At 48.9% G+C, this 22,275-nt stretch carries 25 protein-coding genes and 1 other annotated feature; of the genes, 2 read left to right on the top strand and 23 right to left on the bottom strand.

Annotation, left to right across the window (positions count from 1 at the left end):
- Positions 1-202: 202 nt before the first annotated feature.
- From spoIVA to OHJ21_RS03220, 19 genes are all read right to left on the bottom strand, one after another.
- Positions 203-1,681 carry a stage IV sporulation protein A gene (spoIVA, locus tag OHJ21_RS03310; protein ID WP_071223935.1) on the bottom strand — a complete coding sequence of 493 codons (1,479 nt, stop codon included), beginning with the start codon at positions 1,679-1,681 and terminating at the stop codon, positions 203-205.
- A gap of 606 nt (positions 1,682-2,287) precedes the next feature.
- Complete coding sequence (locus OHJ21_RS03305; protein ID WP_100536309.1) at positions 2,288-3,040, bottom strand: hypothetical protein; 753 nt, start codon at positions 3,038-3,040, stop codon at positions 2,288-2,290.
- A gap of 24 nt (positions 3,041-3,064) precedes the next feature.
- Positions 3,065-3,424, bottom strand: coding sequence for a 2Fe-2S iron-sulfur cluster-binding protein (locus tag OHJ21_RS03300; protein WP_100536308.1), 360 nt, complete (start codon positions 3,422-3,424; stop codon positions 3,065-3,067).
- Between the two features lie 61 nt (positions 3,425-3,485).
- The gene (locus OHJ21_RS03295; protein WP_486019294.1) at positions 3,486-4,076 is read right to left on the bottom strand and encodes a hypothetical protein; all 591 of its coding nucleotides are present in this window, start codon (positions 4,074-4,076) and stop codon (positions 3,486-3,488) included.
- Between the two features lie 42 nt (positions 4,077-4,118).
- Positions 4,119-4,298 carry a DUF2768 family protein gene (locus OHJ21_RS03290; protein ID WP_071223929.1) on the bottom strand — a complete coding sequence of 60 codons (180 nt, stop codon included), beginning with the start codon at positions 4,296-4,298 and terminating at the stop codon, positions 4,119-4,121.
- A gap of 142 nt (positions 4,299-4,440) precedes the next feature.
- Positions 4,441-4,716: a stage VI sporulation protein F gene (locus OHJ21_RS03285; protein WP_006209456.1), complete on the bottom strand. Its 276-nt coding sequence runs from the start codon at positions 4,714-4,716 to the stop codon at positions 4,441-4,443.
- Between the two features lie 63 nt (positions 4,717-4,779).
- A complete protein-coding gene (locus OHJ21_RS03280; protein ID WP_326112180.1) occupies positions 4,780-5,820 on the bottom strand; it encodes an NAD(P)H-dependent glycerol-3-phosphate dehydrogenase in 1,041 nt (346 codons plus the stop codon).
- Entirely contained in the window at positions 5,813-6,439 is a 627-nt protein-coding gene (gene plsY / locus OHJ21_RS03275) for a glycerol-3-phosphate 1-O-acyltransferase PlsY (protein WP_100536305.1), read from the bottom strand. Before plsY ends, OHJ21_RS03280 begins: the two co-directional genes overlap by 8 nt.
- Before the next feature lie 11 nt (positions 6,440-6,450).
- Positions 6,451-7,773: a ribosome biogenesis GTPase Der gene (gene der / locus OHJ21_RS03270; RefSeq protein WP_071223925.1), complete on the bottom strand. Its 1,323-nt coding sequence runs from the start codon at positions 7,771-7,773 to the stop codon at positions 6,451-6,453.
- Positions 7,774-7,984: 211 nt separating this feature from the next.
- Entirely contained in the window at positions 7,985-9,202 is a 1,218-nt protein-coding gene (gene rpsA, locus OHJ21_RS03265; protein WP_486019293.1) for a 30S ribosomal protein S1, read from the bottom strand.
- Between the two features lie 120 nt (positions 9,203-9,322).
- On the bottom strand, positions 9,323-9,913 hold the full coding sequence (locus OHJ21_RS03260; protein WP_127594155.1) for a lysophospholipid acyltransferase family protein: 591 nt from the start codon (positions 9,911-9,913) through the stop codon (positions 9,323-9,325).
- Between the two features lie 21 nt (positions 9,914-9,934).
- Positions 9,935-10,615 carry a (d)CMP kinase gene (gene cmk, locus OHJ21_RS03255; protein WP_100536302.1) on the bottom strand — a complete coding sequence of 227 codons (681 nt, stop codon included), beginning with the start codon at positions 10,613-10,615 and terminating at the stop codon, positions 9,935-9,937.
- A 176-nt stretch (positions 10,616-10,791) separates the two neighbouring features.
- Complete coding sequence (locus OHJ21_RS03250; protein WP_100536301.1) at positions 10,792-11,079, bottom strand: DUF5359 family protein; 288 nt, start codon at positions 11,077-11,079, stop codon at positions 10,792-10,794.
- A gap of 64 nt (positions 11,080-11,143) precedes the next feature.
- The gene (locus OHJ21_RS03245; protein WP_100536300.1) at positions 11,144-11,806 is read right to left on the bottom strand and encodes a flagellar brake protein; all 663 of its coding nucleotides are present in this window, start codon (positions 11,804-11,806) and stop codon (positions 11,144-11,146) included.
- Positions 11,807-12,005: 199 nt separating this feature from the next.
- Positions 12,006-13,355, bottom strand: coding sequence for a germination protein YpeB (gene ypeB, locus OHJ21_RS03240; RefSeq protein WP_100536299.1), 1,350 nt, complete (start codon positions 13,353-13,355; stop codon positions 12,006-12,008).
- Positions 13,356-13,444: 89 nt separating this feature from the next.
- A complete protein-coding gene (locus OHJ21_RS03235; protein ID WP_009595221.1) occupies positions 13,445-13,591 on the bottom strand; it encodes a hypothetical protein in 147 nt (48 codons plus the stop codon).
- 73 nt (positions 13,592-13,664) lie between these two features.
- Entirely contained in the window at positions 13,665-14,360 is a 696-nt protein-coding gene (gene prsW / locus OHJ21_RS03230; protein ID WP_100536298.1) for a glutamic-type intramembrane protease PrsW, read from the bottom strand.
- A 57-nt stretch (positions 14,361-14,417) separates the two neighbouring features.
- A complete protein-coding gene (locus tag OHJ21_RS03225) occupies positions 14,418-15,029 on the bottom strand; it encodes a genetic competence negative regulator (RefSeq protein ID WP_071223917.1) in 612 nt (203 codons plus the stop codon).
- Between the two features lie 202 nt (positions 15,030-15,231).
- Positions 15,232-15,606 carry a hypothetical protein gene (locus tag OHJ21_RS03220; RefSeq protein ID WP_326112186.1) on the bottom strand — a complete coding sequence of 125 codons (375 nt, stop codon included), beginning with the start codon at positions 15,604-15,606 and terminating at the stop codon, positions 15,232-15,234.
- 93 nt (positions 15,607-15,699) lie between these two features.
- Between OHJ21_RS03220 and OHJ21_RS03215 the strand changes: the two genes are divergently transcribed.
- Positions 15,700-16,611 (top strand): polysaccharide deacetylase family protein, encoded by a 912-nt coding sequence (locus OHJ21_RS03215; protein WP_100536296.1) that lies wholly within the window; start codon positions 15,700-15,702, stop codon positions 16,609-16,611.
- Between the two features lie 52 nt (positions 16,612-16,663).
- Here OHJ21_RS03215 and OHJ21_RS03210 read toward each other — a convergent pair whose 3' ends face one another.
- Genes OHJ21_RS03210 through OHJ21_RS03200 form a run of 3 tightly spaced genes read right to left on the bottom strand, consistent with a single transcriptional unit; the run spans position 16,664 to position 18,475 of the window.
- Positions 16,664-17,482 (bottom strand): metallophosphoesterase, encoded by an 819-nt coding sequence (locus tag OHJ21_RS03210; RefSeq protein ID WP_486019292.1) that lies wholly within the window; start codon positions 17,480-17,482, stop codon positions 16,664-16,666.
- Entirely contained in the window at positions 17,479-17,889 is a 411-nt protein-coding gene (locus tag OHJ21_RS03205; RefSeq protein WP_100536294.1) for a hypothetical protein, read from the bottom strand. The genes OHJ21_RS03210 and OHJ21_RS03205 overlap by 4 nt, the downstream gene beginning before the upstream one ends.
- Positions 17,876-18,475: a CPBP family intramembrane glutamic endopeptidase gene (locus OHJ21_RS03200; protein WP_326097495.1), complete on the bottom strand. Its 600-nt coding sequence runs from the start codon at positions 18,473-18,475 to the stop codon at positions 17,876-17,878. Before OHJ21_RS03200 ends, OHJ21_RS03205 begins: the two co-directional genes overlap by 14 nt.
- Before the next feature lie 226 nt (positions 18,476-18,701).
- Positions 18,702-18,932 (top strand) — a binding site (T-box leader).
- A 191-nt stretch (positions 18,933-19,123) separates the two neighbouring features.
- Between OHJ21_RS03200 and serA the strand changes: the two genes are divergently transcribed.
- Positions 19,124-20,716 (top strand): phosphoglycerate dehydrogenase, encoded by a 1,593-nt coding sequence (gene serA, locus OHJ21_RS03195; RefSeq protein WP_127594164.1) that lies wholly within the window; start codon positions 19,124-19,126, stop codon positions 20,714-20,716.
- A 125-nt stretch (positions 20,717-20,841) separates the two neighbouring features.
- On the opposite strand, the gene OHJ21_RS03190 is transcribed toward serA, so the two are convergent.
- Complete coding sequence (locus tag OHJ21_RS03190) at positions 20,842-22,275, bottom strand: ATP-binding protein (RefSeq protein ID WP_394056872.1); 1,434 nt, start codon at positions 22,273-22,275, stop codon at positions 20,842-20,844.

Raw genomic sequence — 22,275 nt, 5'->3', positions numbered from 1 at the left:
CCGCAAATTATACGTGCAATCGGGTATTTTACCCCTATCTCGCGTTTAGAATGCATGACGCGGAACAAATTTATAGTAATACAGCCATCTCATAATTTCAAGCGTTTTGCTCTGCACTACCAAAGAAAACACGAAAAACAGCCGCTAATCGGGACTTTAGACCCGTTAGCGACTGCGTATTCAACACCTTAGCGATACTCACTTAAAGAATGATCGCGATCAAACCGCCGGAACCTTCGTTGATGATCCGACCCAAAGTTTCTTGCAATTTATATCTCGCATTGTCAGGCATCATTGCGATTTTGCCTTGAATTCCTTCACGGACGATCGAGTGCAGCGAGCGTCCGAATATATCGGATTCCCAAATCTTGATCGGATCGTTCTCGAAATCCTGCATCAGGTAGCGCACAAGCTCTTCGCTTTGCTTCTCTGTGCCGATAATCGGCGAGAACTCGGATTCCACGTCGACCCGAATCATATGGATGGAAGGCGCGGTCGCTTTCAATCTTACCCCGAAGCGGGTGCCTTGACGGATAAGCTCAGGCTCATCCAACGCCATCTCAGCCAGGGAAGGAGCAGCAATACCGTAACCTGTCGTTTTAACCATTTCAAGCGCTTCAGCGAAGCGGTCGTATTCCCGTTTGGCATGAGAGAACTCCTGCATTAGCTGCAGCAAATGATCTTTACCGCGAATCTCGACACCCACAACCTCCATCAGGATCCGGTCATACAGTTCGTCAGGTGCAAAGAGATCGATCTCGGCAACGCCCTGCCCCATATTCATGCCGCTAAGTCCGGCATGGTTGATGAAGTCATACTCCATGAACTGGCTGACCACCCGGTCCACGTCACGCAGACGGCGGATATCTTTCACGGTATCTCTGACCGAGTTCTCATAGTTGCTGCGCAGCCAGTGGTTCTCGTTAAGCACCATAACCCAGCTAGGAAGATTAACGTTCACTTCATGCACGGGGAACTCATACAATACTTCACGAAGAACACCGGTTACATCATCTTCGGTCATCGTGGCCGCACTCAGTGTCATCACCGGAATGTCGTATTTCTCTGCCAGCTCATTGCGCAGCTGAAGCGCTTCTTCACTGCGTGGACGCGTCGAGTTAATGACCACCACGAATGGCTTGCCGACTTCCTTCAGTTCCTCGATAACGCGCTCCTCAGCCTCAACATAAGAGCTCCGCGGAATTTCCGCAATGCTTCCGTCTGTCGTGACGACGACGCCAAGCGTGGAGTGCTCCTGAATAACTTTGCGCGTTCCGATTTCAGCCGCTTCCTGGAACGGAATCGGTTCTTCGAACCATGGCGTCGAGATCATTCTCGGGCCATTCTCATCCTCGTAGCCCTTAGCGCCTTCAACGGCATAACCTACACAATCCACCAATCTGACGTTGACCTCAAGACCTTCCGTAACTTTGATCTGTACCGCGTTGTTCGGCACGAATTTCGGCTCGGTTGTCATGATTGTTTTCCCTGCAGCACTTTGAGGCAGCTCATCGACAGCTCTTACTCGATCCGCCTCGTTCGTAATGTTCGGGAGAACAACCGTCTCCATAAACCGCTTGATGAAGGTTGATTTTCCCGTACGGACGGCACCGACAACACCTAAGTAAATGTCCCCTCCGGTCCGTTCGGCAATGTCCTTAAAAATGTCCACTTTTTCCAAAAGAGATCCCCTCCTCAAATTACTCCGAAGGAAAAATGCTTTAAGAGCATCCGCTTCGTGTTCCACTCATAGCCAAAGCCATTGCAACAGATGAGCAGCCTTTACAATGTCGCCAGCATCCCGCCGCCGGTATTCCATGAGTTTTGATGGAAACGGCAAAGCGGCGTAACTCGTACATGCATTTGGACTAGTAACATCATATGTACCGGGTTCAAAAATATGACGGTTGCCCCTTAAAGTCCGTCCAGTTTTTTTTAAGGATATCGAATAGGCCTAAACCAACTAGACACTGCCCTCGAATACCGTTAAAAACAACTACCGCTAAGGGCGCGGTTTGTCTTCATGCTGTGCGCCTTCAGACGTTTTCGTATGCCTCATGATGTGGGCAACCGGCTCTTGCCCGCACTACTCTTTCAGATTATGAATATGCGCGCACTTTAATAGATATTCCAAATAGATTCAACCATTTTCAAAAAATCTATCGAAGAAGGGTCTCAAGAAAAAAATACAGGTCCGCTTCATGGCTTCCGAATTCCCTATCCTCACCAGTTATCGGTAACCATGTAGGTTCAACAAAAATACCCGCCGATCACGGCGGGTATAGGTTTAGGATAGCGGCTGAGCAACGGGCTGCCCATCCTTCCATATATAAGGTACGGATTTTACGGGGACATAATAGGATTCCTTCTCCAGGAACACCCGTAAATCCTCACCTTCTTGAGGATCGGAACCGTTCTTCTGGATAGCCTGCATAATATCGAATGCATAATCGGCGTATACCGTTCCCTCTTCATCCATCATGAAGGTCATCTCCTGACCCGAGTATACACTCAGTAATGAAAGGGATTTGGCATCGGTCTTGGACAGGTCCACTGCAGTATATCCCGGGTACAGGGCTTCCCCTGCAGGAAGAGCGTTGTCATGCGCCATTTTGTACAAATTCACGGCTCTCTGAACGTCATTCACCTTCTGGGCCGTGGTCAAGTCCATAACCTTCACGGTTGGCTCGGTTTCCTCATTAATAATGAGAAAATAGCCACTGCCGCCCTTCTCAAATGCCGTATCCGGAATTTGGTCGATGTATCCCCGGTTCTTCAGCTGATCCAAATCGACCCGGTATTTCTCATACCGCGGAATTTCCGGACCTGCCGTAATCATCGGCAAGATTCCCTGTTCTTTATAAAAATCATCTACAGCCGATTGTATCCGTTTGACGCTTTCCCTATATGAAACCTTGTTCTCCTGCAATTTCTCGTCAGGATAAAGACAACCTGTCAGCAACATTGGAAACAGCACCAGGATTAAGACGGTAGACATCCGCTTCGAACGGCCTGCCGCTTGGGTCATCCAAGTGATCATACTCAACTAACATCATCCTTCGCTTTAAATAAAGTCATCGGACTCCCGGTTTCTCGCTGCTTCGAGCTGTTTGCGTATCGCAGCTTTGAGCGGGTCCTCGGGAATCATTACCTTGATATGATTCGTGATTCTCGTCTGGCAGGATAGCCGGTAGCCTTGTTCCATCATCGATGTCCCCAGCTTCCTGATTTCCTTGGGCTCCGGAGCAGAGCAATGATCTCGTTCCTCGCTCGGAACTATGATTTTGCACATCAAACAACCGGCTTTGCCTCCGCAACGGGTAGGAATACGCACGCCGGCCCGGCGGGAGGCATCCAGTACATTCGTGTTCGGACGAACCTTGACCTTCTTTTGATCCGGCAGAAATAACACCTCGTAGTCCAAAGGTAAACGCGCTCCTTTTCTTATGTACACATTCTTCCATGCTGCCGGCCCTATTCGCCAGTTATGGCTGTAGTCCGATTAACCGGTTCAACACCGTCCGATGTTCCACGCTCAAACGGTTCCGGCTTAACAGCTGCTGAAGCAGCGGCATATGTTGGTCCATGTCCCTCAGGATCGCCTCTGCAATGGCATTGTACCGATCGGGTCGATCCCGAAGCACATTAAACACCAGTTCATGGGATAACGGCATCAGTCGTACCGTGACGCCCTGTATATGACTCTCTGGTGCTGCAGGATACAGCAATGGATCGATCTCAACACAGTAGGAGGACCCGTTTGAATTCACTTCAAATCCGCCTACCAGTTCAATCGGAACTTTCTCTATTTCATAGTGGCTCAGAATCGAAGAATATATCCCCTCTTGGTCTAATCGGGGAGCATCCACGGCCATAAAAGCCAGCGACTCATGCAATGGCTGTACGCCCCCTGCATCGGTATATATATCGATATCTCTCGGCGGCTTGTCCAATGTTACATCCTGCAGAAGCAAGCTGCAGCTTCCACCCAGCAGCCAAGCAATAGGTACCTGATTCAGCTTATGAATGGCGGTAGCTAACACACTCTCCAATTCCGGCAGATCATTCAGCGTCATGCTGCACCCCTTTACCGTATCGTCCCGGATTGACTTCCTACGTTATATGATGGAGGCCAGTCCAATAATAAAACCGAAAATCATCATCATAAAGGCCACGAACGACAGCGCGCCGCGCAGAAAACCCTTGGTCTTGCTTCGCGCAAGCGTAACCACTATGACGGACAGTGCCATAATCAATAATGCGACTAAGGACAGCCACATCTTTTGCATCGGATCCATGTCAGGAAACTCTCCATTCTCTCATCAATTTCAACCTATTATATCACGAAACTGATAGCGCCTCACCCCAGGTATGTCGAAAAAAAGAACAAAAGCCGCTATCCAATCCGGAGCGTCTTTTGTTCAACATCATCATCGTATCTTATTTGTTCATCATCATTTTCATCAAGGCTTCCATATTGCTTGGATTCATGCCACTCTTCTTCACCGCGCCGACAATCTCTTGGATCGTGTCCTCACTAACAGGTATGTTCGCCATCGAAGATACCTGCTTGATCAGCTGGCGGAGCTGGGCTTCATTTTGCATTGTAGACGGCTTAACCGTGCTAGCCAGCTTATTGACAGCCCCTGAAGAAATTTTCTTGCCGCTTTTCTTGTTAATCGCATTCAGTACATCCTTGTGAAAGCTTTTGCTCATTTCCACCCCTCCTCCGACATCCTCACATCAATATATGAGTCAATCATCGGAATGGTGAATAAGCTAGGTGTGCCATTGCTCCCATGTTTCAAGCGGCATCATTTCCATCTCGGTCTTGGGATCCCGACCCATCAAGGCTTCCACGGCGATGCGGGGATTCCGGTCTTTAAACAACACGTGATACAGCTGGTCGGCAATCGGCATCTGTACGCCGTATTTCTCGGAGATGGCATGTGCGGCTTGGGTCGTGCGTATTCCTTCCACAACCATACCCATGGAACCCAGAACCTCATCTAACTTCTTACCCTGACCAAGCATCGAACCAGCCCGCCAGTTTCGGCTGTGCTGGCTGGTGGCGGTAACCACGAGGTCACCGATCCCTGCAAGCCCGGCAAACGTCATTGGATTCGCGCCCATTTCCATGCCGATTCGCAAAATTTCTGCCAAACCTCTCGTGATAAGCGCTGCCTTGGCGTTGTCACCGAAGCCCAGCCCGTCGGACATCCCGGCGCCCAAAGCGATTATATTCTTTAGAGCCCCGGCCAGCTCAACACCGATCATATCCCGATTCGTGTACACTCTGAAATACGTGTTCATGAACAAATCTTGAGCGGCTACAGCCGCCTCGGCATTCAAAGACGCCACTACGACCGTTGTAGGGCAGCGTCTGACCACTTCCTCCGCATGGCTTGGTCCTGATAATACCACCACGCGGCCTTCCTCACAGCCAAGCTCCTCGGATATGACGGTGGACATCCGCTTCAAGGATTCAGTCTCGAATCCTTTGGTCGCATGAATCACCAGCATGTCCTCGGTCCAAAACTGCTTCAGCTGCCCCGTCACTTCCCGCATCGCGGACGAAGGTGCAACGATAACTACAGCAACAGCCGATGAGACGGCCTCTTTCATATCGGTTGTAGCGCGAATATTCGGTGATAACTCCACCCCGGGTAAATAACGGTTATTGGTATGCGACTCGTTGATTTCACGAGTCTGTTCCTCCGTTCTTGTCCAGACGACAACCTCCAGGTCATTTGAAGCGAGAACACTTGCCAAAGCGGTTCCCCAACTGCCTGCCACCAGAACAGCGACTTTGTCAGACAACGCGCTTCCCTCCTTTGTCCTTTCCTTTTCCAGAACCCAGCTTGTTTTCACGCCCCTGCACAAGCTTCACGATGTTCGAGCGATGCCGCCAGAAGGCGAATATGCATATGATCAAGCTCGTCCAAAAGATTGGCCACGAATAATCAGCGATCAATAGAAAAACAGGGGTAAGCACTACAAAAATAAGGGAACCCAAAGATACATAACGGGTAAAAACAATGGATAGAATGGCAATAATGCCTGCTATAAACGCTGGTATAAAGCAAAGCGTAGCAAGCACCCCAATGGCTGTTGCAATCCCTTTGCCGCCTCGAAAGCGGAAGTAAAGAGGCCAATTATGACCGATAATGGCCGCAATACCGCACAATCCCGGCAGCCACGCATTGTCTCCCCCGAGCCATCGTCCGATCCAAACCGCAGCGATGCCCTTAATTACATCCAAAGCCAATACAAGTATGGCAGGTCCCTTTCCCAGGACGCGAAGGGTATTGGTTGCCCCGGCGTTGCCGCTGCCATGCTGACGAATATCAATCCCTTTCAGGATTTTGGCAAGCAGCACGCTGAAGCTTACCGAACCGAGTAAATAACACACAACTATCGCTACGATCTCCAAAATCAAGCTATTCTCCCCTAACTCTCATCAGACTTTCTTCGAGTAAATATCCTGATGGGTGTACCTTCAAAGTCAAACGCGGCCCGAATCTTGTTCTCAAGGTAACGCTCATATGAGAAGTGCATCAATTCCGGATCGTTGACAAATACGACCATGGTCGGCGGCTTAACCGCAACCTGTGTTGAGTAGTTAATACGCAATCTTCTTCCCTTATCCGTTGGAGGCGGATTGATGGCAATCGCATCGGATATGACATCGTTAAGGAGATGCGTCTGCACGCGCAGTGAATGCTGATCAGCCACATGCTTAACGACAGGGAGCAGCTTCTGCAAACGCTGCTTTGTTTTGGCCGACAGGAAAACAACCGGCGCATAGGTCATGAACAAGAAATGATCGCGGATCTTTTTCTCGAACTGCTGCATCGTTTTGTCATCCTTCTCGACCATATCCCATTTGTTCACGACGAACAAAGACGCTTTACCGGCCTCATAGGCATAACCGGCAATATGCTTGTCCTGCTCGATGATGCCTTCTTCCCCGTTGATCAGTACGAGAACGACATCCGCGCGCTCGATGGCACGCATGGCCCGCATAACGCTGTATTTCTCCGTGGTCTCATAGACTTTCCCACGTTTGCGCATGCCCGCCGTATCGATAAGCACATACCGCTGCCCATCCTTCTCGAACGGCGTGTCAATAGCATCGCGCGTAGTACCGGCAACGTCACTGACAATGACGCGCTCTTCTCCCAAAATGGCATTAACGAGAGAGGACTTGCCCACATTCGGTCTGCCAATCAGGGCAACTCGAATAACATCCTCGTCATATCCGTCGTCTTCCAGTTCCGGCAGGTTCTCGACCACAACATCCAGCAGGTCGCCGATCCCTGTGCCGTGACTTCCCGATATCCCGACAGGATCGCCAAATCCGAGGGAATAGAACTCATAGATATCATCCACGCGCTTCAAATTATCCACTTTGTTTACGCTGAGTATGACTGGTTTACCTGATCGGAACAGAATCTGTGCAACTTCCTCGTCCGATTGGGTAACCCCTGTCTTCGCATCGCACATAAATACGATGACATCCGCTTCTTCAATTGCAAGCTCGGCTTGCATGCGTATCGATTTCAATATCATGTCATCGCCATCGATTTCGATACCTCCGGTATCGATGACACTGAACGCTTTACCGTTCCATTCGGCACTACCGTAAATCCGGTCACGGGTAATACCCGGTTTATCTTCAACGATGGCTAATCTGTCGCCAATCAATCGGTTAAATATGGTGGATTTACCGACGTTTGGCCGTCCGACGATAGCCACTACGGGTCTTGCCATAGTCACTCCTCCTGTCAATTCTTACGATTATCATCATAGCAAAAAACGTTACAATTGGCTAACCTTTCATCTGCATTTCTATTATGCTCTACCCCATGTTACAACATCCGTAAACGTTCGTCCCCTAAAAAAACAAATGGCGAACCCAGATTTCTGGGTTCGCCGACTTCGTTATGATAGGTCAATAGACCGAACAAAACTGTTCCCGGGCTTACTTGAATTTGCTCAGCTTATCGCCGAAACGCTCTCCAAGCGTAACGCTCATGCCTTGATTGTTCAAAGAAACGTTCGGGTTGTCTTTCAGGTCGATTTTAGGACCTTTGGACGGTTTTTCAGCTCGCGGAGCTTGAGCTGGCGCTTCTTCCGTTTCTTTGATGCTCAGGCTGATACGTTGCTCGGAAGTGTTGATATCAAGCACTTTAACCTGAACTTCTTGGCCTTCTTTCAATACTTCTTGCGGTGTACCGATATGCTTGTGGGAGATTTGGGAGATATGAACCAAACCTTCAACACCTGGTGCCAGTTCAACAAATGCCCCGAACGTAACCAAACGTTTAACAACGCCTGTTACGATGTCGCCAGTGTTGAATTGCTCGCCAGCTGTTTCCCAAGGACCCGGAGCGGCTGCTTTGATACTGAGGCTGATTTTGCCCTTTTCAGGATCCACTTTCAGTACCTTCACACGCACTTGATCGCCTTCGGACAATACATCGGCAGGCTTGTCGACGTGGCTCCAAGCGATCTCGGATACGTGAACCAATCCGTCTACCCCGCCAACATCAACAAATGCTCCGAATTGCGTAAGGCGTTGTACTGTACCTTCCAGCACTTGGCCGTCTTGAAGCTCGGACATCACTTTAAGTTTGTTTGATTCGAACTCTTCTTCCAGAACATCCTTCTGGGAAAGAATTACTTTGTTGTTCTCGCGGTCCAGTTCCTTTACTTTCACGCGAAGCGTGCGGCCTTTATAGTCGCTGAAGTCTTCAACGAAATGACGCTCTACCATGGATGCAGGAATAAATCCGCGTGCACCAACATCGGCTACGAGTCCGCCTTTCACCACGTCAGCCACCGTTACTTCGAATACGTCTTGATCCGCAAAATGCTTCTCAAGCTCTTCCCATGAATTCTCAGTGTCGATCGCGCGCTTGGAAAGAACCAGGCTTTCCTTGTCGTCGTTAATGCTAACGACTTTGCATTCTACCTCTTGGCCAACCTGAACCGCATCAGATGCATTATCAAGTTGTACAGAAGACAGTTCGCGAACAGGAATTACGCCGTCATATTTATATCCAATGCTTACGTAAGCTTGGTTGTCCTCCAGTTTGACGATCGTCCCTTTCACGGTGTCCCCTTTTTTCAAGGATACGATTTGGTCCATCTGCTCTTGGTTTTCAGCAGCCTCTTGATTTCTTGTTTCTTCCGACATGTCAAATAACCTCCTCAATTCAAACCCCATTTATTTAAACTCGCATTGGCGAAGTTCAAAACATAATTGCTGTAGTATCTTTCCAATCTTCCCATGCTTTTTATGCATGGAGCGAATAAATCAGTTCACGGTTGGCTTGCCGCTTGCGCGCATTTCGTGAATTTTTGCCATGATCAATTCGGTTGCCGCATCCAGAGCTTCCGGTGACTTGTCACCTTCAAACCGGGATAGGTCCACAGGTGCACCATAGATGATCTTCACTTTGCGAAAAAGCTTGTAATCTCCAATGATGGCAGCCGGTATGACCGTCGCCCCGCTGCGGAGAGCGAAGCTTGCCGCACCCCGTTTTGCCGCGGTTGAATCAGAATTGCGCGTGCCCTCAGGAAAGATACCCATGATCTCACCGGTACGCAATATCGTGAGGGCGGTTTTGATCGAATCTTTACTTACTCCGCCGCGCTTGACCGGAAATGCTCCAAGCTGACGAACCAGCCATCCGAACACCGGAATGTTGAACAGTTCCGCTTTGGCCATGAACTTAACCTGGCGCTTGACGTGAATGCCCACAGATATCGGATCTCGAATGCTAATATGATTGCTACAGATTAGCACGCCGCCTTCTGAAGGTATGTTATGTACGCCGACAGATTCGAATCTGTAGAGAATAGCGAACAAACCGCGGACCACCGCTCTGCAAAAAACATAAATCATGCCCATTTCTCCCCATCCCACTTAAGTTTCGCAATATGAAAGAATTGCTTCCACAACCTGGTTGATATCCATATGTGTCGTATCCAGTATGATGGCATCCTCTGCGCATCGGAGCGGCGACACTTCACGTTCCTGGTCAAGCCTGTCACGTTCTGCGATATCTCTTTCCAGTTGTTCCAGCGATATGCCTTCATCACTCAACTCATTGAAGCGGCGGAGAGCACGTTCCTTGACACTGGCCGTCATGAAAATCTTCACCTCAGCATCCGGCAACACCGTCGTGCCGATGTCACGTCCATCCATGACAACGCCCTTGTCCTGTGCCATTTGCTGCTGTAAACGGACAAGCTTTATCCGCAAACCCTCGATTCGTGCATATTGGGATACCACTGCACTAACCTGATGTGAACGAATATAGGGTGTAACATCTTCCCCGTTCAGCCAGACCATTTGACCATTTTCATGCGGTTTTAATTCAATCACCATGTTTTGTGCATGTTGAAGCACTTTTTCGGGATTTTCTGGAGAAATCCCTTGGTTCAGCATGAACCAGGTGACTGCCCTGTACATGGCTCCGGTATCCACGTAGATGTACTGCAGCCTGCTGGCTACCATACGCGCTACGGTGCTTTTTCCCGCGCCTGCCGGACCGTCGATGGCAATATTAATTCTGTCGCGATAACCTGTCCCCTGCGTAACCAACGGGGCATTCCTCCTCAAACATATACCTCGAAATCGAAAGGGCTTACCATCCCTTACGGACGGAATCACCGTTTCTCTAGTGAAAATATACAAGACAGCGCGAATGAAACAATGGCACAATCTTATATTTCAAGAAAAAAGCAGGCGCCCGCCTGCGACGTGAAAATTATACCACACTAGCTAGAGTGATGCAAAAGAGAAGGGGTGTTTTCCCCCATCCAATCGTTTACATTTGGCTCGTTAACGGGAACACCCTCCATCTGCTGAATGGGCGAAATATAGGGCCGGCTGGGCTCATAATGCAATAGCAGCTGGAAAATCACCAGGGCAAGCACAAGCCAGATCAGCAGCTTAAGGAGCACTTTTCCATAGCGGTCATGCAGGGCTTGTCCCTTCTCCTCATGCTTAACTTCCAGTCTTGTTTTTTCGAGCAGCTGATCTTGATCGTTTACTATTTCTGACATGGCAGGCAGTCCCTCCGGGACAAAATTTTCGGATAGTGTGCCACAGGCCTGTCCTTTTTATGCATTAACGATTGCGAAAATCAAACTGTCTCTCAAAACAAAAACGAATCAGCTTTTGCCGTTCCATATCTGCGATCTGATTAAACTTCAGCATAACGATGCTTCGATTGGTAGGCAGCTGCTTCACCCTTACAACCTCTCCTTCAAACGGGACGTGCTCCACGGATCCGTTCTTAAACGGGATGAGTATCCAGCAAGTCAATATACTTCCTTCCGCAATCGTTTGATCCGGCTGCAGATGAAAGGATACGCCGCCGCCGCCGACATCATCGGTTTTGGCTAAAAACTGGGTGCCGTCATTGGTCATGACTGCTACCTCGAGCTCGGCTTGCACCCTGAGGAAGCTTCTTCTCTGCACCTTCGTAATTTGATCCTGCTCCGGCTTCTTGATGCGAACCAGACGGATGATATCCTCATGGTGACTCAGGACGTAGGAATTGAAGAAATTCTTGACTCCGCCTTCCGTCAAAAAGTAAGCGGACAGCTCGTCCCCGATGTACAGCTTTTTCAGCCTGCCCGTCCCTTCCTGCAGCGGAACCTCCATATACATCGATTCGTCATCCATGTCGGAAATGCGGGATTTATATACAATATTGGCTTCCTTCTCATCCCCCGTATCCAATTGGATATAGAGGACATCGTTAATCTTTGGATACAATGCGCTCACCCACTAATTCATCATAATCATTATTTCCCATTATATCATGGGATGCCACGGCCCATAGGACAAAATCTTCAAATCATGGTCGATTCATGTCCTATTCTTGGGAAACATGGAACGGTCCCGGTTGCTTCAGCTCCTTCAACCCATGCAAAAAGCCGATTCAGGAAAGCTCCTGAACCGGCTTGAATCACGCAATCTTCGATTATTTGATTCCTGCCTGCGCATCCTTTACAACCTCAACCGTCTCCTCAAGGCCGGTATCCGAATTAATGTAAATCCGATACTGAGCCCCGTTGATTCGCCCGCCAAACTCATAACACAGGACATCCTCGGAACGGTCGTTTTTGATTAAGGCTTTACGGTGATAGAGCACCTTGAACTCAGGATTCAAGACCTTTTCCGCTTCGGCAAGACTAATTTTGGGCTGCGGGATTTCTCGCTTGATCTGATGCTCATACACAAAGTCGCTGGCCTGGAATCCAATGACATCCCCATTGTCCATAGCCGAACGAACGGTGATTTTCTCAGGATAAATCAGCACACCGTCCTCTTCACGGACAAAGGAAAAGTTGGCCAGGTTGTCATATTGGTCAGCTGAAACAACCGTCATGTCGGAGTAGCCTTTTTTCGTCAGGAATTGCTGGGCTTTGTCGATTGCAGCCTGAACGGACGCTTGCTTGGCGCCAACATTCCGCTCATCCGTATAGGAAATCAGCTGGCCGCCTTTTTCGGTAAAGTCCATGCTGAGCATATGCCCATTCGGATGTTGTACCTTCGCTGTATAAGATACCCACTCGGTGCCGCTTCCGTTCTTCGTCACTTGTACTTTGGCATTATTGCCCACATCCGAGAACTTCAGTGCTTTGCGTTTTACATCCTCTTCCGATATCGGCATGCCTGCCAATTGCTTCACGGAACGGCGGTCATAAATGCTGCTTACCGATGGTCCCCAATCAAGCTCAGGGTAGGACTCCACCTTTTTGTCCACCGTCTTGAAGCCGTCAATAATGGAATTGTCTTCGACTTTATTCGTTGCCAGGGCCGTCTCTACATCCATCCAGCGCAAGCTGTTTGCGATAACCTTGTTCTGCACATGCTGCAAGTCCTTTGTAATTTCGCCGGAGTTGGCGTACAGGGATTTCAACGTTTTGACTTCACCCTCACTGAGCGGCTCCTTCGTTAAATCACGCACACCTGTTTTGTAAGCAAAATTAGAAATTCGGGAAAGGAACTCTTCGGTCTTGTTGAAGGGAAGGAGCGTAAGCGGCAGCTGGCTGATCTCATTTTGAGCCTCGCTGGTTAGGCGCCATACATTCATCAAGCCCTTCCGGTGCATCCCTTGGGAGGTAGAGCTTACCGCAAGTGTGTTGCCGAGCTCGGCATGAATCCTGTCCATATTGTATGACAAGTCATGGAATGCCCGTTGGTATTGGTTCTCGGCATTAATCAATATGGCGTTTTTCTCTTTATTCTCTTGATAACCCCATACCAGAGCCCCGATCAATAAAATTGTGGCCACAGGAAACAGAATAGCGCTTAATCGTTTGTACATGATGCGATAGTCTCCTTTCTTCTACTCACTGCCGTTAGTTTGACTAGAAGAAAGAAGTCTTATGCATCTCTGTATAATTCCTTCATCCCTTAGAAATCTTCCTCAATGTCGAAGTGATCGCGATTGTTGCACAGACACTGCTTAAATCCGGTTTCAATCCGGCCCTGCTCCTTTTTTCCCCGCAGCACAAAACGTTCACCGCAATCTTTGCAAAGAATTTTCACTTTTACACGCAAAAAAAGACACCTCCCTTTCTATGATTCCCTGGCTGTCAGCCGAGGTCTATAGAATGAAGTGTGCCCTGATTTGTTAAGTGTTAACCTCTTCCTCCCGCTTAATGAAACGAAAAGGAGAACGGTTGTTAGCTCTAGAGATTTTGCCCATGCCGCCATACCACAGCAGCACCATAAGCGGTACGATGAACCATACCCATGTGTGGGTCAGCAGGTTCAGAATCAGGTCGTACAGACCATGCCACATCCAAGGCAGGAACAAGGATAGACCGAGGAAGAATCTTCTTCGTTTCCCTTCCGTGAACCTCGCATGTCCCATGTAGTATCCCATGATCACACCAAACATCGCGTGTCCCGAAACGGGCAGCAGTGCTCGTAAGAACATCGGACCAAAGGCTGCCTGGCTGTACCAGGCGTAAAGCAAATTCTCTACCGTAGCAAATCCCAGCGATATCGCCACTGCATAAAGGATGCCGTCATAAGGCTCGTCAAATTCCGTATGGTTAAAAATGATGTGATACATTACGAACCATTTCAGAAATTCCTCAACGCCCGCCGAAACGAACAATGAGTTGACTACCGGATTGTCGCCAAGCCATAGTATCATTCCCCGCTGCAAAATCATAACCGGGAAAACGATCAGAACCCCTAACATGAACACCTTGATCACCATGTGCAGGGGCTCTTGATCATACCTATCTTTCAGGTAAAAATACGTGAGCAATGCGAGTCCCGGCGCCAAAGCTGACGCAATTACCGAGAACACCAGCACTAAAATTCCCCTTCCGTTAGTTGCGGGCCTGAAGTCCGGCACGCACGCCCACCTTCATTAATGCTGACGCTGGAAGTGTGTACAGATAACCTCAACTGCTTGCTGAGGCATGACTTTCTTCCCGTATTCCTCCAGCATCGCCTCCGTTACTGAGGAGGATTCACCGAATTCAGCCAGCATCGCAATAACCGCCGGCAGCTTCTCGCTATCCAATTCCTCAGGATCGAAGTACAAAAACCATTTATCCATATAGTGATAGAGCTTACCCGCTCCGCCTACAAGGTCCTTCAACATATGCGATGCTTCAATGAGCACTTCAAAATCCTGAAAAACATAGACGATCGTATCACTTTGATCCAGCGTTACTTCCATTTCATAAATCTCGTCCGGCATATCTTCTTCGGATAAGCCGCCGAAATGATGATCGTATTTCCCTCTCGTCACAATAACCACCATGCCCTGGGCAGGCAGTGCAAACACCTCAACGGCAAGAGGTCCGGTGGCATCAAATCCGAGTTCACTGTATGCCTGATCCATCATCTCCGTAAACAGGTCATAAACTTTCGGTATTTCCTGCCACATCTCTTCCTTCTGGATCCCACGCTCACTCAGATCGTCAAACGTGAGGAAAATCCGTATCTTATCTTGACTCAAACGCTCTATTTTCATGACAGGATCCTCCTTACGTAAAACAAAAGTTTATAACAAATTATGATGTCTGGATTATGACGTGATAAAAATGGTTTTATATAATTGATTTTATCATTTAATAACCACAAATGCACGTAAATATGTAGCTAAAGAAAAAAGAATCATTCACAGGGAATCGTGTGGCCGCTCCCCGAGAATGATTCAAAATGGTTCATGCCGTTTACAAACCCGGTATGACGGTATGGGTCTCTTTCAAAATCTGTTCGACTTCGTTTTTAACATCAGGGTTGTTTCGGATGAAATCCTTGACTTGTTTCAGGTTGGCAGCCTTCGAATGAGTCGATGTCTGTACCCCTGCAGTTCCATTGGAATGAGTGGAATCATGTCGGCCTGAACTGGGAGACACGCTTTCTTGGCTGAAGCCAGAATATTGCTGGCTCTTGGTGCCCTGAATTTTACTCATCGCGGTATCCGCGAATCGGCCTAGATTCGCATCTTTCATCATTGAGGAGAAGAACTTGCTGTTATTACGGGAAATCATCCGGCATGCAACGGCACCGATAATGACACCATATAGAAATGACGAAGTCTTCACAAATGATACCTCCTTCTATGATAAACTCGAGATTATTGTTCTCGCACCGCCAAGAACTCATGCTACATAAATACAGGAAAGTGAGATGGAATCATGGTTAGAACACGAACAGTACTTCTGCTGGCTTTCTGCCTTATGCTCAGCGCATGCGGCAGTAACGGCGCGGCTCAGAAGCAAAGCACGGCCACGGAAGTCGGTAATGACAGGGCAGCGCAGCAAAATGAAACCTCCGGACAGGTGTCCACTCCGAAAGAAGGCACCGACAAGGCAGCCGAAACGGACAAGCCTGAAGCTGAGCCTGACGTGGATAAATCCGCGGACCCATCAGATAAAGCTGTCAAGAGTCCTGACAACGAGGCACCATCTGAACCAAAATATCACATGAATAAGGTGTATCGCATCGTTCCCAATGATGATTCCGTACCCGAAAAAGTCGTGCTGCTCACGTTTGATGACGGCCCAAAGGATAAAACCATGATCAACCAAATGATCGATACGCTGGACAAACATGATGCCAAAGCGATTTTCTTCGTCAATGGATACCGTGCGAAGGAGCATCCAGAGCTGTTAAAACTGATCCATGACCGCGGTCAAATCATTGGGAATCATTCCTGGGATCATATCGACCTGAAAAAAGAAAGCAAACAGAAGGTGAAGGAACAGATCGGGGATGTACAGCAAATCGTCAAAGAAGCGACCGGATCGGAACCGAAGTTTTTCCGTCCTCCATTTGGCTCAGGCGGAGATACCGTCAAGGAAGTTGCCCTTGATCATGACCTGCTGTTCATGACCTGGTCCAACGGTTCGCTGGATTGGGAAAGCAAAAACAAAAACAAACCCGATGCCGTAGTCAGCAATGTGCTGGAACAGCTTCACCCTGGCAGCAACATTCTGATGCATGAGCTTCCCTGGACCGTTGAGGCCCTTGATACCTTGCTGACCAAGCTTGAAGCCAAAGGGTATGGCTTCGTGGATCCGCAATTAATCGAACCTAAAATAAGATAATTCGAAAAAACACAAAAAACCTTAATTCTGCCGTCGCCAGCTGACGATCGAATTAAGGTTTTTTGCGTAATGTAAGCACATGATATTCTGCGGGACATTGCAAGCGCAGCGGGATATGGGAGGTACCGAATCCCCGGCTGATCAGCATCCTGGAAGAAGGTTTGGTTTCGCCCTTCTTTCTCGGCAGCGTATACCATCCGGATTTAAATTTCTTGTAAAAGCGCGCCAGACGAACGGCTCCGGCAATGGGCAGCACAATCTGTCCCCCATGGGTATGTCCTGCCAGCACAAGATCCCCATGCACTGCTTCCTTGCCTTTGACCCATATCGGATCATGCACCAGGATGATGTGAAACTGGTCTTCGGCTGCATGTCCCCGAAATCTTGTGTACGGGTGCTTCCGGCTGGCCGGCTGCCTTACTCCGCTGAGAGCAATAAGCTCGTTACTCCGCTTTAACGTAACGGTTTTGTCATTCAGCAGCATGACGCCGCTCTCCCGCAATACTTTACGGACAGCGTCCTTGCCTGCATGCAGATCATGATTTCCCAAGACGGCATACACGGGTGCGATACGGACCAGCACCGACATGTTATGCCTCATTCGCTGAAGGGGTACCCCTCTTTCCGTAATATCTCCACCAAGCAGTACGCAGTCCACCGATGATAGATTGGATAATAGCTTCACTTCTGACAATTGTCTGCGATGTATATCGGTGATGAACAATATCCGAAAGCCGTCTAACGAGTGAGGGATACGTTCGGATACCACTTCTTCTTCACGCACTCGATAACCCTTGGCTTCAGCCCTCATCCAGCCGATAGCGCCTGCACCGAGTGCCGCAGCACCTGCTATCCACATCAACACACTCATAATAACTCCTTTAACAATTCCTTTAATGGAGGCGCTCCGATAAGTCCCCACCACAGGAGACCTATCATTAACAATATGAAAATGACGATCAATGAGTTCACAAACCATTTGCTCATTCTTACGCGATAAGAGGAATATGTATTCGTTCGTTTAGGAGCGGACACTTCCTCCTCTGCTTGACGCTGGCGGGACCGGGTCGATCTGGAACGGCTCAATCCATCCGCTGTACTGCTGCTCTGGTGCTTTTGCTCCACGGAGCTTATGGAGGGCGGCGATTTAGATCGATTCCTCGTTTCATCTGCTTGTTGCGACTTCGCTGCCGTTCTTTTTTCTGATTGAGCCGTTGACTTGTTCTTGCGGCTTTTATTTCGGCTCTGATGTCGCTGCATTCTGCTAAGTTCGTTCATGTTCCTCTTTCCTCCGAAACCGAATCAACATTCCTGATATGAAATCAATCAGAAAATGACACAGGATGGGCGCCCAAATGGTACCCGTTTGAATATAGACGTAGCCAAGACCGTAACTGCTTAAGAAAACCCACCCAGTTGGAAGCCAATGTTTTAAATATCTGACATGAATAAGTGCGAATAAGATACTTGTCCAATATGGTCCGAACGCATGCTGGATGGCTCCTCGAAACAATAACTCCTCGCAGATGGATACGATCAGAGCTATAACAAAAATATGCCAAACCGGCCTTTTCCGGAACAACATTTCATTGATTCCGCCATCGTCCATACTATCCTCTGACACAAACCGGGATAATACAAAATCCACGACCAGCATTGCTGCAGCAAGTCCGAGCCCCCAATAAACAAACTCGATATTCTTCGGAATGACAAAGAGCCCAAACGGATTCCTCTGCTGAAACAGGATCCAGATCAAACCTGCAATGAGTGTCAATCCTTGGGTAAGATACAGATTAATAAGCAGCAGCCGATCGTTTAATTGATGGGCTTCGATTCTTTTTACGCGTATTTTAAATTTTTTCATAGAAGATGGGCCTGTCTTTCATCTTGATTTTTAAGATTATCTTCGTGTACAACCACAGTAATATCAGAATAATTCAATCATAGGCGGGCATATGCATCATAGCAAATTAACGGCATGACATTCAAGGCTAACCCTTGTTTCTTCCCCTACTATAAGGCCTATGGACAGAATAAACACCTATTGACACAATGTTAGAGCCATGATACATTATGAAAAAATTAATCTGTGAAAACCGATGATGGAAAAGAGAAGCTGTAACGTCCTCAGAGAGCCGATGGGTGGTGTAAATCGGTGGCGTAAAAGTATTCTTGAGCGTTCCTGAGATATTTCGCTGAAACTTGAAGTAGGCGCAAATCGGATGATATCCGTTACCAATCATGGTCTGAACAGACCGCTTGAGGCTGCCGCAAGTTGGCAGCGAATAAGGGTGGCACCACGAATAACTCTCGTCCCTTACTACGGAGGTAGTATGCGGATTGGGAGTTTTTTATGTTCCTGTCTCTTTGCCACGACACCGCGTCAAACCTGTATAGACCTCTTGCAGCTTTATTGGAATCTTTGGTGTATAACGGAATACGCCCCAGCGTAATCCTTATTCAATATTGCAGTACCGCATTTTATAGAGGATTTTAAGGAGGAAGAGAAACCATGTTTAAAGTATTGGTATCGGATCCGATCAGTGATTTGGGGATCCAGCAGTTAATGGATGCCGCCGACGTGCAGGTAGACAAAAAAACCGGGCTTAATGAAGATGAGCTCACTGCCATCATCGGTGAATACGACGGGCTCCTCGTACGGAGTCAGACACGTGTGACAGAACGCATTATGAATGCAGGAACCAATCTCAAGGTTGTTGGCCGTGCAGGCGTTGGCGTTGACAACATTGATCTTGAAGCTGCTACGAAGCGCGGGATCGTTGTTATTAATGCGCCTGACGGTAACACGATTACAACAGCAGAGCATACGTTTGCCATGATGATTGCCCTCGCCCGACACATCCCTCAGGCCTATGCCAAAACTGTGGGCGGATCCTGGGACCGCAAATCCTTCCTCGGCGTTGAGCTGCGCAACAAAACGCTGGGCGTTATGGGAATGGGACGAATCGGCAGCGAGGTGGCTAAACGCGCCAAGGCTTTCGGCATGAACATTCTTGCCTTCGATCCGTTCCTGACGGAAGAGCGTGCGGACAAACTGGGCGTAACGCTTTCCTCGGTGGATAACATTATCCGCAATGCAGACTTCATTACGGTCCATACTCCGCTTACGCCGGAAACGCGCCATATGATCGCAAGACCGCAATTCGAAGTGATGAAGCGCGGCATGCGCATCGTGAACTGCGCCCGTGGCGGCATTATTGACGAACGTGCCCTCGTGGAAGCGATCGATGAAGGCATTGTTGCCGGAGCTGCATTTGACGTATTCGAACATGAGCCGCCTGAAAGCGATCATCCGTTCCTGAACCATCCCAAGGTTATCGTGACCCCGCATTTGGGCGCATCTACCGTTGAGGCTCAGGAGAACGTTGCAATCGACGTGTCGGAACAAGTGCTTCATATCCTGCGCAACGAGCCGTTTAAGAATGCGGTCAACTTCCCGCTTGTAGCGGCTAGCGTGATGAACAAACTGCAGCCATACTTCTCGCTCGGCGAGAAATTGGGCAGTGTGGCCGCTCAGATCACCGCACATGCGGTGAAGGAGATTCACGTCGACTATGCAGGCGAGCTGGCTGAAGTCGATACGCAAGCCCTGACCCGATACATCGTGAAGGGTGTGCTGGAGCGCCACCTCGGAAGCGAAGTGAATATTGTAAACTCCATGCACTTGGCGAAGAGCCGTGATCTGCACGTCGTTGTTTCCCAGACACCAAAAACCAAAGACTTCACCAACCTCGTTACCGTTACACTTAAGACGCAAAACGGTTTGGAGCGAATTGTCGCAGGTACACTGCTGCTGGGTTACGGCGAACGAATTGTCCGTCTGGATAAATTCCCGGTCGATATCTCTCCGGAAGGTCACCTGATTCTGATCTCCCATAACGACAAACCGGGCATTATCGGTCGTGTCGGAACCCTGCTCGGCGAGAACGATGTCAACATCGCCTCCATGCAGGTTGGACGTAAAGTCATCGGCGGTGAAGCCATCATGCTTCTGACGGTGGACAAAGACGTTCCTAAAGACGTTCTGATCAAGCTTACCGGGCTGTCAGAACTGAACACCGCGCAGCAAATCGCGCTGGGCTAAATTCAGGCGAGAAATCAAGGTATAAGGGGTTAATCATTGTTCCACGTAGAACAAGATTAACCCCTTAATTTCAACAAAAAAACACGCTCCTTGCGAGCGTGTTTTGTCTTTTGTGGAGACATTCCCTAAGATTCTGCCGATTTAGTTGGAATGATCATCGTAAACACCGTTCCTTCGCCTACTTCACTTGTTGCGTTAATCGTGCCATGATGCGCTGTCACGATATTTTTCACGATGGCAAGGCCTATGCCGGTTCCCACCGTCTCCCCCCGCACACGCGCTTTATCGGCTTTGTAGAATCGCTCAAAAACAAATGGCAGATCTTCAGGCGGAATACCGACGCCTTGGTCGCTAATCTTTACCTGGAGAGCCTCTGTGTTCGATACGGTAATCCGATCTGCAATGATTCGGATCTGCTTGCCTGAAGGCGTATGACGAAAAGCGTTGTCCAGCAGATTGGTCAGCACCTGTTCAAGCTTGTCTTCATCCGCCGCTTCGAGCAGAAGATTCGAGTGAAGTTTGTTGAGCTGAAGATCAATATCTCTCTCCTTGGCGCGTACGGCGAACTTCCGGAATACCCTTTCACACAATTCACCTGCATCCATCTCCCGCAGGGACATCTCGGCATGCCCCGCCTCCATACGGGTTAAATCAAGCAGATCCTTCACCAGTCGGCCCATACGGAGGGATTCCTCATGAATCACCTGTATCAGCTCCCTGCTCTCTTCCGGTGAAGCCGCCATCCCGTCAAGCAGCGCTTCACTGTAGCCCTGCATCATGGACAGCGGTGTACGGATTTCGTGCGACACGTTGGCGATGAAATCCGTACGCATCTTCTCCAGCGTAACTTGCTCGGTAATATCTCTTAACACAACAACGGCGCCGCGGATCACATCATCCGAATATAAGGGAGCCATATGGGCGGACCATATCCCCTGCTTCACATGCAGGTCAGCGCTTTGGTCCTTTCCTTCGTTCACGGTGGCATAATAAAGCTCGCTGAGCGGTTTCGGCATGACATCGGCTGCCCAGCCTCCGCCCTGCAGCTCATCATCCCACTGCAGACCTTTCCAGGTTTTCATGATTTCCTGCCCTGGCGGGTTCACCAGAATGACCTGACCATGATTATCAAACGTAATCACCGCGTCGCTCATACTTCTCAGCACACTGGAAAGATGCTCCTTCTCATGGTTCAGATTGCGGATATTCGTTTCCAGCTCTGCTGCCATATGGTTGAAGGTATTGGCCAGCTCGCCAATCTCATCACTGGTCACAAGATTTAGACGGGTGCCATACTTCCCTTTACGAATGTCGTTGGCTGCCTCAATGAGCTGCTGCATGGGCTGGGTAATCTTCGTTAACAGAAACAACCCGAAAAAGGTGGTCATCGAAAAACCGATAATGGCCACATAAGTAAATAAACGTTTGATGGCATCCGAATTCGCAAACGTGGTATCGATATAGGGGAGCAAAAATAATCCGAGCGTCAGCAGCACGCACGCGACTAAACAGGTTATCGTAATCCACAGCTTGCCGACGAGTGATCTCCAGAAACTCAC

Source organism: Virgibacillus sp. LDC1 (genome assembly GCF_025792345.1).
GTDB lineage: Bacteria > Bacillota > Bacilli > Paenibacillales > Paenibacillaceae > Paenibacillus_AQ > Paenibacillus_AQ lautus.
This window is presented reverse-complemented; position numbering and strand designations above follow the sequence as displayed.